At 75.7% G+C, this 12,915-nt stretch carries 13 protein-coding genes; 7 read left to right on the forward strand and 6 right to left on the reverse strand.

Annotation, left to right across the window (positions count from 1 at the left end; genetic code table 11):
• Positions 1–102 precede the first annotated feature (102 nt).
• Positions 103–1,383 (reverse strand): MFS transporter, encoded by a 1,281-nt coding sequence (locus tag AC07AL_RS14565; protein WP_363587531.1) that lies wholly within the window; start codon positions 1,381–1,383, stop codon positions 103–105.
• Positions 1,384–1,552: 169 nt separating this feature from the next.
• On the opposite strand from AC07AL_RS14565, the gene AC07AL_RS14570 reads away from it, so the two are divergent.
• The 4 genes from AC07AL_RS14570 to AC07AL_RS14585 all read left to right on the forward strand — a co-directional run bounded on the left by AC07AL_RS14570 (position 1,553) and on the right by AC07AL_RS14585 (position 5,858).
• A complete protein-coding gene (locus tag AC07AL_RS14570) occupies positions 1,553–2,650 on the forward strand; it encodes a DUF5937 family protein (protein ID WP_478317586.1) in 1,098 nt (365 codons plus the stop codon).
• Positions 2,651–2,733: 83 nt separating this feature from the next.
• Positions 2,734–3,591 (forward strand): PhzF family phenazine biosynthesis protein, encoded by an 858-nt coding sequence (locus tag AC07AL_RS14575; protein ID WP_363631950.1) that lies wholly within the window; start codon positions 2,734–2,736, stop codon positions 3,589–3,591.
• Between the two features lie 83 nt (positions 3,592–3,674).
• A complete protein-coding gene (locus tag AC07AL_RS14580) occupies positions 3,675–4,943 on the forward strand; it encodes a phosphotransferase (RefSeq protein ID WP_478317587.1) in 1,269 nt (422 codons plus the stop codon).
• A 9-nt stretch (positions 4,944–4,952) separates the two neighbouring features.
• Entirely contained in the window at positions 4,953–5,858 is a 906-nt protein-coding gene (locus AC07AL_RS14585) for a LysR family transcriptional regulator (RefSeq protein ID WP_478317588.1), read from the forward strand.
• Here AC07AL_RS14585 and AC07AL_RS14590 read toward each other — a convergent pair.
• From AC07AL_RS14590 to AC07AL_RS14600, 3 genes are all read right to left on the reverse strand, one after another.
• A complete protein-coding gene (locus AC07AL_RS14590; protein WP_478317589.1) occupies positions 5,839–7,023 on the reverse strand; it encodes an MFS transporter in 1,185 nt (394 codons plus the stop codon). The two genes, AC07AL_RS14585 and AC07AL_RS14590, sit on opposite strands and share 20 nt — an antisense overlap.
• A 132-nt stretch (positions 7,024–7,155) precedes the next feature.
• Positions 7,156–7,419, reverse strand: a complete 264-nt coding sequence (locus tag AC07AL_RS14595) for a ferredoxin (RefSeq protein WP_363587543.1) — start codon at positions 7,417–7,419, stop codon at positions 7,156–7,158.
• Complete coding sequence (locus tag AC07AL_RS14600) at positions 7,416–8,633, reverse strand: cytochrome P450 (protein ID WP_363587545.1); 1,218 nt, start codon at positions 8,631–8,633, stop codon at positions 7,416–7,418. Before AC07AL_RS14600 ends, AC07AL_RS14595 begins: the two co-directional genes overlap by 4 nt.
• 622 nt (positions 8,634–9,255) lie before the next feature.
• On the opposite strand from AC07AL_RS14600, the gene AC07AL_RS14605 reads away from it, so the two are divergent.
• From AC07AL_RS14605 to AC07AL_RS14615, 3 genes are all read left to right on the forward strand, one after another.
• A complete protein-coding gene (locus tag AC07AL_RS14605) occupies positions 9,256–10,341 on the forward strand; it encodes an S-(hydroxymethyl)mycothiol dehydrogenase (protein ID WP_363587547.1) in 1,086 nt (361 codons plus the stop codon).
• A 73-nt stretch (positions 10,342–10,414) separates the two neighbouring features.
• Entirely contained in the window at positions 10,415–11,044 is a 630-nt protein-coding gene (locus tag AC07AL_RS14610; RefSeq protein ID WP_400806008.1) for an MBL fold metallo-hydrolase, read from the forward strand.
• Positions 11,045–11,098: 54 nt separating this feature from the next.
• A complete protein-coding gene (locus tag AC07AL_RS14615; protein WP_063350534.1) occupies positions 11,099–11,500 on the forward strand; it encodes a pyridoxamine 5'-phosphate oxidase family protein in 402 nt (133 codons plus the stop codon).
• Positions 11,501–11,521: 21 nt separating this feature from the next.
• On the opposite strand, the gene AC07AL_RS14620 is transcribed toward AC07AL_RS14615, so the two are convergent.
• Both AC07AL_RS14620 and AC07AL_RS14625 read right to left on the reverse strand, forming a co-directional pair.
• Positions 11,522–12,430 (reverse strand): phosphotransferase family protein, encoded by a 909-nt coding sequence (locus AC07AL_RS14620; protein ID WP_478317590.1) that lies wholly within the window; start codon positions 12,428–12,430, stop codon positions 11,522–11,524.
• Positions 12,431–12,560: 130 nt separating this feature from the next.
• Positions 12,561–12,845 carry a mycothiol transferase gene (locus AC07AL_RS14625; RefSeq protein ID WP_478317594.1) on the reverse strand — a complete coding sequence of 95 codons (285 nt, stop codon included), beginning with the start codon at positions 12,843–12,845 and terminating at the stop codon, positions 12,561–12,563.
• Positions 12,846–12,915: the final 70 nt, after the last annotated feature.

The raw sequence follows: 12,915 nt of genomic DNA on the forward strand, positions 1-12,915 counted from the left end.
CCTGCTGCCGGGCACGCCTCGCGGCCAGCATCGGCCTTGCGGGTGCGCTCCGCATCCGGAGGAGGGGCGGGGCCGGGCCCGATCCGACCCGCGCCGTGGGCGTCAGGTCCTCGGGGCCAGTCGCAGCACCGCGAGCGCCCCCAGCAGGGTCGCCCCGGCCAGCACCGGCCACAGCACCCCCGGACCGGCCGCGAGCAGCGCCATCAGCGCCGCCGGCGCCGCCGCCCGGCCCACGCCCGAGGACAGCTCCCAGCGCGCCAGCGCCCGCCCCAGCAGGTGCGGCGGGGCGGCGGCCGTCACCAGGGCCGTCCCCGCACCGGTGTAGAGGATCTCGCCCAGCGTGAACACCACCGAGACCGCCGCGACGCCCGCCGCGCCCGCCGTGCCGCCCAGCGACCCGACCGCCCAGTACCCCAGGTAGGCCAGGGCCAGCGTCACCCCCGAGGCGGCCAGCACCGCCCGCCGCGAACGGTCCGCGAGCCGCAGCACCAGCACCAGCTGCAGCGCGATCACCAGCACCGTGTTGCCCACGAACACGCCCGACGACCACGCCGGGGAGGCGTGCAGGTGCAGCACCAGCAGCGCCGGCAGCGCCACCTCCAGCACGTCGAAGCAGAACGCGTACGGCAGGTTGGCGAGGCTCAGCAGGCTGATCCGCCGCAGCGACTCGCCCTGCTCCCGCACGTCCACCGCCCGGTCGGCGGCCCGCTGCGGCGCGCGCACCCGCAGCGACAGCACCAGCGCGGCGGCGGCCAGGCAGGCCGCGCCCGTCACCCCGGCCAGCACCCGGATCGCGCCCGCCCCGCCGGTCACCACCAGCGTGGCCAGCAGCGCCCCCGCGCCCAGTCCCGCGTTGCGCAGCGACCGCCCGGCCGCCAGCGCGGCGTCCCGCAGGCGGCCCTCGGTCAGCGTGCTGACCACCGCCGCGTGCGTGGTCGGCCAGGACTGGCTGCCCACCCCGATCAGCACCGACGCCGCCACGAACCCCGGCAGGCCGTCCGAGACCAGCAGCGCCAGCGCGCCCGCCGCCCGCACCGCCAACGTGGCCGCCGCCGGCAGGGTCCGGGCGCCGCGGTCGATCCACCGGCCGGTCAGCGGCACCACCAGCAGGCCCGCCACCATCCCCGCCGACATCGTCAGCCCCGCCGCCGCCGCGCCCAGGTGCAGCACCCCGATCCCGTACAGCAGCAGGAACGGCCGCAGCAGGCCGGAGCCCACCGCGTCCACCACCAGCGCGGCCGCGTACCGGGGCCCGCCCGCTGCGGTCAGCAGCCGCAGCAGCGTGGACGGGCCCCCGCGGCTCGCACCGATCGGCGGGGCCGGCGGCACGCCGTCGCGGACGGCGGCGTGGTCATGGACGGACTTCTCCTGGATCAGGCTCATGGCCGGTACCGTCCGCCCTGCCCGGCCCGCCGGGCACGTCGATTGACGCTAACCGTCAATCGACGCGGGAGCGGATCCGGGCGGGTGGCAGGATCGCCGTCGTGAGCGAACCGATCATCGAGAGGCGCGGGTGGGCGAACGCCCCTGCCGGGAGGAGCACGGCGGGCGCATGAGCGTGACCATCGACATCACCGGCCTGCCGGACGAGCGCCTGCTCTTCACACCGTCCCCGCTGGGCGAGCTGACCGCGATGCTGGACGTCCTCGCCGAGCCCGCGCACCACCCCGCGCTGCACGGCTGGGCGTCCAGCACCGCCGCGACGATCCCGCCGGAGCTGTCCGAGCGGCTGCTGGAGGCCGACTTCCTCTGGCGCTCCTCCCGTGCCGACTTCCTCGTCCCCGGCCTGCCCGGCGCCACCCTGGCCGCCGAGCTCGACGCCGTCGACCGGATGGACGACGAGCTGTACGTCGCCGCCGCCCTCGTCACCACCTGCGGCGCCTCCCGGCCGGCCCGCCGGGCGCCCTCCCCGCTCACCGACCCGGTGGCCAACGAACGGGCCCGCGAACTCGCGCTCGCCCGGGGCCCCCGGCAGGCCGCCTTCGCGGACCGGCTGCTCGCCGACCCGCCCGCCGTGCGGGCCCTCGTCCGGCGGATGCTGGAGGACTGCGAGTCCGCGTTCTTCGCCGACGCCTGGCAGCGCGTCCTGCCCGCCCTCGCCGCCGACGCCCGGCGCAAGGCCGATCTGCTGGCCCGGCGCGGCCCCGCCGAGGCGCTGGCCGCGGTCTCACCCTCCGTCACCCTCGACCAGAGCGCCGACGGGCGGCGGCGGATCGTCATCGACAAGCTCCAGGACAACGCCACCAGCGGCACCGAGGGCGGCGGCGTCACCCTCATCCCCACCGCCTTCGGCCGGCCCCACCTCGTGGTGGTGTACACCCCCGGCTGGCGTCCCGTCCTCCAGTACCCCGTCGCCGAGGCGGGCATCCCCGAACCCGTCTCGCTGGCCCTCGTCCAGCAGCGGCTGGAAGCCCTCGCCCACCCCGTCCGGCTGCGTCTGGCCCGCACCATGGCCCGCGGCGCGCACACCACCGGCGAACTCGCCTCCACCTGGCAGCTCAGCGCGCCGGAGGTGTCCCGGCACCTGGCCGTCCTGCGCAAGGCGGGGCTGCTCAGCACCCAGCGGCGCGGGCGGTACATGCTCTACCAGCTCGACCTGTCCGGCAGCGCCCGGCTCGGCTCGGACTTCCTGGAGGCGTTGCTGCGGTGACCGGTGTCGTGGTGACCGGCGGAGCGGCGGACCGGCGACGGGTGAGCGGGAACAGCGGGGGAGCGGAACGCGTTCGTCCGGGCATGACCGACGACGCCTCACCCCGCATCCTGCGCTACGCCGCCTTCACCACCCGCCCCGAGGGCGGCAACCCGGCGGGCGTCGTACTCGACGCCGCAGGCCTGACCGACGAGCGGATGCTCGCCATCGCCGCCGAGCTCGGCTACTCCGAGACGGCCTTCCTGACCGCGGGAGCGACCGAAGGCGCCTACGGAGTCCGGTACTTCAGCCCGCTCACCGAGGTGCCGTTCTGCGGCCACGCCACGGTCGCCTCCGCCGTCGCGCTCGCCGCCCGCACCGGCCCCGGGCAGTACGTCTTCACGACGGCCGCGGGCGAAGTCCCCGTCCAGGTCGACCAGGACGCGGAGGGCGTGCTGCGCGCCACCCTGACCAGTGTCGAGCCGCAGGTGGAGGACGTGACCGAGGCCGACGTCGACGAAGTCCTCGCCCTGCTCGGCTGGGCCCGCACCGACCTGGACCCGACCCTGCCGCCCCGGATCGCCTACGCCGGCGCCCGCCACCTCGTCCTCGCCGCCGCCACCCGTGACCGCCTGGCCCGCCTCGACTACGACTTCGACGGCCTCGCCGCCTACACCCGGGCCCGCGACCTGGTGACCCTCCAACTCGTCTGGCGCGAGGCCGCGGACGTCTTCCACGTCCGCAACCCCTTCCCGGTCGGCGGCGTCGTCGAGGACCCGGCCACCGGCGCCGCCGCGGCCGCCTTCGGCGCCTACCTGCGGGAGCAGGGCGCGGCGGCGGCCCCGGCGGTGCTGACCCTCCACCAGGGCGAGGACCTGGGCCGCCCGGGCGTGCTCCACGTGGAACTGCGGACGGCGGACAGCCGGATCCGGGTGTCCGGCGCGGCGGTGGCGATCCCGTAGCGCGAACGCGATCGGCCCGGTCCCGGCCCGAGGCGTCCGGAAATTCGCTCGCATACCGGGCCCGGGTGGGCGAAGCTGCCCGGATGCAGCGAGCGAGCGAACGCACCGTCACGGTCCATCTCACCCACGGGGCCGAGTACTTCGGCCCCGTGGGCCCGTTCCAGGCGGCGGGCGGGTGGTGGTCGTCGGTGGACGGGGTGGGGGCGCGGACGGCCGAACTCGCCGGGGTGCCGGTGCTGGTGCTGCGGCTGGTGGAGGGGCGGGGCGAGCAGGGCGGGCGCGGCGGGCACGGTGGGCAGGTGTGGTACCACGCCGAGGCGCTGGAGCGGCCGACGGCCGTCGAGGCCCGGCCGCTGGACGCCGGGACGGCCGCGCTGCTCGGCCCCGCCGAGCGCCGCGCGGCCTGGGCCACGCCGGCCGGGCTGGGGGAGGCGCTGGCCTGGGCGGAGGCGGAGCTGGCCGGGGCGGGCCGTCCGGTCGCCGGCCCGGCGCGGCAGATCCGGACCTGGAACCTGTCGGGCCTCCTCCGCCTCCCGACGGCCACCGGCCGTGACGCCTGGCTGAAGACCACGACGCCCGCCTTCAACGCCCGGGAGGGCGAGGTGATCGCGCTGCTCGGCGGCGTCGACCCGGGCCTCGTGCCGCCGGTGCTGGCCGCCGACCCGGCGGGCGGGCGGCTGCTGCTGGACCACGTGCCCGGCGAGGACTGCTGGTCGCCGTCCCTCGACACCGTCGAGGAGGTGGTGCCCCGGCTGGTCGCCGCCCAGGCGGCGCTGGCCGCCGACGGGCGAGCGGCGAAGGCCGGGCTTCGCGACCGGACGCCCCGCGCCCTGCTCGCCCAGGCGCAGGCGCTGCTCGACCGGCTCCCCGGCGAGACCGACCTGACGCCCGGGGAACTGGCCGACGTCCGCCGACTGGTCGCCGAACTGCCCGCGCTGCTGGAGGAGTTGGCGGCCTGCGGCCTCCCCGAGACCCTGGTGCACGGCGACTTCCACCCCGGCAACTGGCGCTCCGACGGCGAGCGTCCGGTGGTCGTCGACTACGCCGACTCCTGCCTCGGCCACCCCGCCCTGGACGGGCTGCGCCCGCGCGCCTACCTCGCGCCGGAGCGCTGGCAGCACCTCGTCGAGGTCTGGCTGAAGGCCTGGAGCGAGCACGCGCCCGGATCCCGGCCGTGGCGCGCGCTGGAGCTGGTCGAGCCGCTGTACCACCTGTCCTACGCGCTGCGCTACCAGGAGTTCCTGGACCACATCGAGGAGAGCGAACGCCCGTACCACGCGGGCGACCCGGCCGCCGAGCTGCGCGCGGCACTGGCCTGCGGCGTTCCCGACCTCACAGGTCGGAACACCTAGACTGCCGGGGTGGATCGGACGACGCCAGGCCCCGTGCTCCCGGAGCTGCCGCTCCAGGAACTGGAGTGCTTCTCCGTCCTGGTGCGCCAGTTGCACTTCGGGCGGACGGCGCAGCTCCTGGGCGTCTCGCAGGGCCGGGTCTCCCAGCTGATCAAGCGGCTGGAGGGCCGGGTCGGCGCCCCGGTGTTCGAACGCACCAGCCGGCGGGTCGAGTTGACCGGGCTGGGGCGTGAGCTGGCCGAGCAGGTGGTGCCCGCCGTCGACCGGCTCCGGGAGGGCTTCGAGGCGGCCCGCGCCCGGGCCGCCTCGACGGACCGGCCGCTGCGCCTGGGGTTCCAGTGCGCCGTGTACGAGCCGGTGGCCAGGGCGATCGCGGGCCTTGCGGAGGGGGCGGCCCAGCTCGTCGAACTGTCCTGGGGCGATCCGTTCTCCTACCTGGGCCGGGGCGAGGTCGACCTGGCCATCGTGCTGTCCCCGTGCCGGGAGGACGGCCTGCGGGTGCTGCTGGAGTTCTCGCGGCAGCCGATGTACGTCGCCCTCTCCGCCGGGCACCGCCTGGCCGGGGCCGCGAGCGTCTCGGCGGACGAACTGGCCGGGCTGGCGCTGATCGAACCGCGTGGGCCCGCCCCGGACTACTGGCGCCGGGCGAACGCCCCGCGGCGGACGCCGGACGGGCGGGAGCTGGCCTACCCGGCGGGCGCGGCCACGCTCCAGGAGGGGCTGTCGACGGTGGCCAGCACCCGCCTGGGGCTGCTGCTGTGCGAGGCGAGCACGGCGTACGTCCAGCGGCCGGACATCCGCTATCTGCCGGTGCCGGGCCTGGAGCCGTCCACGCTGCTGGTGGTGCAGGGCGAGCGGCCGCCGCACCCGCTGGCCGGGGCCTTCGTGCGGGCGCTCACCGCCGTGGGCGCGTGACGGCGGCGAGCAGCAGTCCGGCCGCCGTGATCAGCGACGCCGTGAGGAGCACGGCGTGGGTCCCGGCCCGGTCGATGACCAGGCCGCCGGCGAGCGAGCCCAGCGCGATGCTCGCGTTGAACACGCCCGCCCACAGCGCCGCCGAGGCCTCGATCCGGGTGGGGTCGGCGATCCGGACCCAGGTCTGGGTGGAGATCGAGACCCCGCCGTACGAGGCGCCCCAGACGACGAGCGCGATCAGCACCGCCACCACGCTCCCGGTGAGGAGCGGCAGGAGGGCGGTGGCGAGCGCGACGCCCGCGAGGGCGGTGGTCACGGCCGCCTTGGGGCGCCGGCCGGCCGCCGGGCCGAGGGTGAAGTTCCCGGCGACGCCGGCCAGTCCGTAGACCAGCAGGCAGGCGGCGATGACGCCGCTGCTGAGGCCCGCGTCGAGTTCGAGCACCGGCCGTACGTACGTGTAGCCGGTGAAGTGGCCGAGCACGACCAGCGCCGTGACGGCGAGTCCGGCGGCGACTCCCCGGCTGCGCAGCGCGTCCGCGATCCGGTCGAGCCGGCCGCGCTCGTGGACGGGGAGGGCGGGGAGCGTGCGGGCGAGGACGGCGGCGGACACCGCGCCGAGCAGGGCGAGGGCCCAGAACGCGGAGCGCCAGCCGAGCAGCGCCGCGAGGTAGGTGCCAAGGGGGACGCCGAGCACCGAGGCGATGGAGACGCCGGAGAAGATCAGCGTGGTGGCGAGCGCGATCCGCGGCCCGTCGGCGAGGCGTGGGCCCAGCCCCGCGGTGATGCCCCACACGACGCCCATCGCGAGGCCGAGCAGGACACGGCCGGCGGCCAGCACGGGGTAGTCGGGGGCGAGCGCGGTGAGCGCGTTGGCCAGCGACAGCAGCAGCATGAAGGCGACCAGCACGTGCTTGCGGTCCCGGAGCCCGATGAGCGCGGGAACGAACGGGGACAGGGCGGCGGCGAGGAGCCCGGTGATGGTCAGGGAGAGCCCGGTGACGCCGTCGGAGACGCCGAGGGTCTTCGAGACGGGGGTCAGCAGCCCCACGGGCATCATCTCGGCGGAGACCACGGTGAAGGTGGCGAGGGCCACGGCGGTGATCGGTGCCCAGCGGGGCGGGCTGCCGGGGGCGGTCGGGGGCGCGAGGGTGTCGGCGTCGGTCATGGAGCCAGCCCATCAGCCGCGCCGAGGGCGGAACAAGATCGATGAGCTCATCCGTCGATTAGCCTGGCTCATCGATCCAGGGATGCCCCCGGCGCCGCCGGCCGTGGTGCGGCAGGCGGCGCCGGGGCGCGGTCACTCCGGCGGGGCGATCCGGTAGCCGCCCGCGGCCGAGTAGAGGGTCAGCGCCTCGACCGGGCAGAAGTCGACCGCGTCGGCCAGTGCCTCCGTCAGCTCGGCGCCGTCGGCCGCGTAGTCGGCCACCGGCTCGGCCAGCCCGTCGGCGCCGAGTGCCAGCGAGCCGGGGGCGCTCAGGGCGCACATCCCGGAGCCGATGCAGCGGTCCCGGTCGACCCGGACGACCACCGCGTCGGCGCCCGTCCCCGGGGTGGCCGTCACCAGGCGACCTGGAGGGTCTCGGGGCTGCGGGTGAGCAGGCCCTTCCGCCAGTCGATCTCCTCGACGGGCCCGGTCAGGCGCAGCGAGGGCAGCCGGCGGGCCAGGCGGTGCAGGGCGAGTTCGAGCTCCATCCGGGCCAGCCAGGCGCCCAGGCAGTGGTGCGGCCCGGCCCCGAAGGTCAGCATCGGCGCGGCCAGCGGGGAGAACAGCTCGGTGAGCAGGTCCCCGGTGAAGACCGACGGGTCGTGGTTGGCGGCGCCGGTGTCGGCGGCGACGACGCTGCCGGCCGGGATGACCACCCCGCCGATCTCGACGTCCTCGATGGTGCGGCGCAGCAGGCCGGGCAGGTGCTTGGCGTCGCCGAGCGGGACGGCGCGCAGGATCTGCTCGGTCGCGGCGGTCGCGCTGGCCTCGTCGGCGGCGAGCCGCTGCCAGGCCTCGCGGCCGTCGGCGAGCAGGTAGACGAGCGCGTTGCCAAGGCTGGTCATGGTGGTCTCGTGGCCGGCCACGACGAGGCCGATGACCAGCGTGACCAGCTGCCGCTCGGTGATCGATCCGTCCTCGGCGGCGGCCGCGAGCAGGCTGCTGACCAGGTCCTCGCCGGGGTCGGCGCGGCGCTCGGCGATCACGGCGGCGCCGAAGCCGGCGAACTCGGCCATGGCGGTGGCGATCTCCTCGGCCGTGTAGGCGGTGGCGGAGAGCGCGTGGTCGCTCCAGTGCGCGAGCTTCTTGCCGTCCAGGTTGTCCAGCCCCATCAGCCGGCTGATCACGTGGACCGGTAGCGGCCGGGTGTAGCCGGCCACGATGTCGGCGGGGGAGCCGTGGTCGATCAGCTCGTCGATCAGGGCCTCGACCACCGAGGCGACCCAGGGTCGCCAGCGGGCGATCGCGCGCGGGGTGAAGGCCCGCTGCACGGTGCGGCGCAGCCGCTGGTGCTCGGTGCCGTCGATGTTCAGCAGGCCCTGCGGGTCGTCGAGGATGTTGGGGATGGCGGTGATCGGCGGCGCGTCCGGCTCGTACAGCGGGGCGCGGCCCAGGCGCGGGTCGGTCAGCACCTGCCGCACGTCCGCGTGGCGGCTGACCAGCCAGACGGGCGTGCCGGTGGGCAGCGCGGCGAGCCGGGGCGGGCCGGGCTCCAGGCTGCGCAGGCAGTGCAGCGGGATGAGCGGGACGGTGCCGGTTCCGGCACCGGTCGCACTGTTCTCGGCGGACATCCGTACTCCAGACTCCAGGGCGGGGGGCCGCGCGTGACGGCCCGACGGGGGGTGGAACCGGGATGGTGCGGGGACGGGTGGGGCGGGCCGGCGGGCGGCTCGGCCCGGGCCGGGTCCGGCGGACCGGGACGAACGGCGGATCGGGTGGGACGAACGGCGGATCGAAGGCGGAAGCGAAGGCGAACGCGGACCGGAACGGGGGATGGCGCGAATCGTGCGACGGCGTACGGTCGGTACGCCTCGGCGCGGACGGCGCGCGGTGGCGCACCGTCGGGTGGGGCGGATGTGCTGAGCGTGGTCGCGTGGACCGCTTCTGCTACGACCGTACGTGGGCGGTGGTGCGCGCGTCAGCGGCACTTCCAGCCAACGGCGCTCCTTTCCGGGCACTTCGAGGCACGCTGACGGGCGCTCGGCGCCGCCCGCGCGCCCTGCCCTGCGGGCCGCGCCGGGGGCCCGGCGGATATCTCGACGGCATATGACGCCCGCGCGGCAGGTGCGGTGAGCCGGATCACCGGGCCCGCCCCGTCGGTGCCCGTCGCTACGGGCGCTACGCTTCGTGGGCAGTCGTTTGTCGCAGGTCACGCCGGTGCAGAGCCGCATCGGCCGACGGAGGTGGAATCGGATGGCCCAGCAGGTCAAGGCAGTCATCGCGCGCGCCAAGGGCGCGCCCGTGGAGGTGACCACGATCGTGGTGCCGGACCCGGGGCCGGGCGAGGCGGTGGTCAAAATCCAGGCCTGCGGGGTCTGCCACACCGACCTCCACTACCGCGAGGGCGGCATCAACGACGAGTTCCCGTTCCTGCTCGGGCACGAGGCGGCGGGCGTCGTCGAGTCGGTCGGCGAGGGCGTCACCGAGGTCGAGCCGGGCGACTTCGTCGTCCTCAACTGGCGTGCGGTGTGCGGCCAGTGTCGCGCCTGCCGGCGCGGCCGCGCGCAGTACTGCTTCAACACCCACAACGCCAAGCAGAAGATGACGCTGCTGGACGGCACCGAGCTGTCCCCGGCGCTGGGGATCGGCGCGTTCGCCGAGAAGACCCTGGTCGCGGCCGGCCAGTGCACCAAGGTCGACCCGGCGGTCTCGCCGGCCGTCGCCGGCCTGCTGGGCTGCGGTGTGATGGCGGGCATCGGCGCCGCCATCAACACCGGGGGCGTCGGCCGCGGCGACTCGGTCGCGGTGATCGGCTGCGGCGGCGTCGGCGGCGCGGCGGTGATGGGCTCGCGGCTGGCGGGCGCGGCGAAGATCATCGCCGTCGACATCGACGACCGCAAGCTGGAGACGGCCCGCAAGCTCGGCGCCACCCACACCGTCAACTCCCGCAGCACCGACCCGGTCGAGGCGATCCGGGAGCTGACCGGCGGCAACGGCGCGGACGTGGTGGTCGAGGCGGTCGGCCGCCCGGAGACCTACAAGCAGGCCTTCTACGCCCGCGACCTCGCCGGCACCGTCGTCCTGGTCGGCGTGCCCACGCCGGAGATGACGCTGGAGCTGCCGCTGCTCGACGTGTTCGGCCGCGGCGGCGCGCTGAAGTCCTCCTGGTACGGCGACTGCCTGCCCTCGCGGGACTTCCCGATGCTGATCGACCTCCACCTCCAGGGCCGCCTGGACCTCGGCGCGTTCGTCACCGAGACCATCGAACTCGACGCGGTGGAGCAGGCGTTCGAGCGCATGCACCAGGGCGACGTGCTCCGTTCGGTCGTGGTCCTGTGAGCGAGCGTAGCGAGCGAACCATCGAGAGGTGCGCATCGGGCGAAGCACCTGCCGAGCGAAGCGAGGTGGGCGCATGAGTCCGCGCATTGACCGGCTGGTGACGGCCGGGACCTTCGAACTCGACGGCGGCAGCTGGGAGGTGGAGAACAACGTCTGGATCGTCGGCGACGACGAGCAGGCGGTGGTGATCGACGCCGCGCACGACGCCGACGCGATCGAGGCCGCGCTCGGCGGGCGCCGGCTGCTGGCGATCGTCTCCACCCACGCGCACAACGACCACATCGACGCCGCCCCGGCCCTCGCCGCCCGCACCGGCGCGCCGATCCTGCTGCACCCGGACGACCTGCCGCTGTGGAAGCTCACCCACCCCGACCGCCTCCCGGACGGCGAACTCGCCGACGGGCAGCGGATCGAGGTGGCCGGCACCGAGCTGACCGTCCTGCACACCCCGGGTCACGCCCCGGGCGCGGTCTGCCTGTACGCGCCGGAGCTCGGCACCGTCTTCACCGGCGACACGCTGTTCCACGGGGGCCCGGGCGCGACCGGCCGGTCGTTCTCGCACTTCCCGACGATCATCGACTCGATCCGTGAGCGGCTGCTGTCGCTCCCGGCCGAGACGGTGGTCCGCACCGGCCACGGCGACCCGACCACCATCGGCGCCGAGGCCCCGGCCCTGCCGGACTGGATCGCCCGCGGGCACTGACGATGAACGGCCCCCGGAGCACGGCGCGTGCTCCGGGGCCGTAGCATCGCGATCATGGCCCATGATCCCCGCGACCTCGACGACGCCTTCCTCGCCTTCTGGCGGGAGCGTCACATCGCCACCCTGACCACCGCTCGCCCGGACGGCTCGCCGCACGTGGTGCCGGTCGGCGTGACGTACCAGCCGGAGACCGGGACGGCCCGGGTGATCACCAGCCGCACCAGCCGCAAGGCCCGCAACGTGGCGGCGGCCGGCCCGCAGGGCCTGCGGGTCGCGGTCTGCCAGGTGGACCGGGCACGCTGGTCGACCCTGGAGGGCGTGGCCGTCGTCCGGGACGAGCCGGAGCAGGTCGCCGACGCCGAGCGGCGCTACACCGAGCGCTACCGCGAACCCCGGGCGAACCCGGACCGGGTGGTCATCGAGATCGCCGTCGACCGCGTCCTCGGCCGGCCCTGAGAGCCCTGCTCCCGGGCTTCCTCACGCGTGGCCCGCGCCCATCCTGAGCGCGAGCTCGCGGGCGTGGTCGGCCGCCGCCGGGCCCCGGCCGGCGTCGGGCGCCTCGGAGAGGAAGACGAGCGCCAGCATCAGCGCGGCGTCCAGCCGGCCCACGACCAGGCACGGATCGTCGTCGGCCGGGGCGGTCGCCGTCCTCGCGTACCCGCTGCGGACCGCCGCCGGGTCGAGGTCGTTCTCCGGGTACCGGGCGTACTCGACGAGCCGGCCGAACTCCAGGGCCGGGGCCCCGAGCAGGGCGTTCGACCAGTCCAGCAGGGCGACCGCCCGCCCCTGGTGGCGGCGGATGTTGGCGCTGCGCACGTCGAGGTGCAGCAGGCTGTCCTCGGTGAAACCGGCGAGGTGGCCGGCGATCAGGGAAGCGGCCGGCGGCTCGGGCCAGTCGCCGACGCGGCGGCCGATCTCGGCCCAGCGGCGCCCGATGCGTGCGGCGATCGCCGCCGCCGTGCCGGTTCCCTCCGCCGCGACGGGCCTCAGCTGCGGCGGCGGCACCCGGTGGAGCCGCGCGAGGAGGTGACCCAGCTCGAAGGAGTCGAGGTCCGAGCCGTCGTCGGGGACGTAGGCGGACAGCAGTACGTCGGGGGCGGCCGGGTCGTCCGCCAGGACGAGCTCCCTCGGCTGCGCGACCGGCAGGCCGTGGGCGGCCAGGTGCTTCGCGATGGCGTACTCCTGCCGGAGCAGGGTCCGGGTGTCCACGTCGGGGTCGTTGGCGTTCGACTCGAACCGCTGGCGCGCGAGCCGCACCGCGACGGGCTGCCCGTCCCGCGCCTGCGCCCGGAACACGGAGAACTCCAGTCCCTGGCCGACGAGTTCCAGGCCGCTCAGGCCCCACCGCTCGGCCAGGTCGTCCAACGCGGCGAATCGCTCACTCATGTGCACCTTCGGGGTTTCGCGGTCGCAGGTCGGCCTGCGTCTTTCACCACCAGTGTGAAGGCGCCGGGCGGGCACGTCAGGCGTTCACCGGAGACAGCGCGGGATGGCGCGGGTGCGGCTCCTGCCCGGCTCAGCCCCGGTTGTGGTCGCCGGCCGCGCCGTCGAGGAGTTCGCGCAGGATGTCCATGTGGCCCGCGTGCCGCGTGGTCTCCGTCACCATGTGGATGAGCACCCAGCGCAGCGACACGGCGTCGCCGAACCAGGCCTTGCCCAGGTCGTCGAGGTCGAGCTCGCCGATCATCTGGTCGGCGGCGGCGGCGCGGGCGCGGGCGTAGTACGCCAGGACGTCCTCGGTGGACTCGTGCGGCTCCACCCTCATCTCGGAGGTCTCGTCGGCCTCCAGGTCGAAGGGCAGGGGCCCCGTCCCGCGGCCGAACGCCTCGCAGAACCAGCCCGGCTCGGCACCCCCCCCGGGTGCTTGACCA

Source organism: Kitasatospora sp. NPDC043949 (assembly GCF_056435365.1).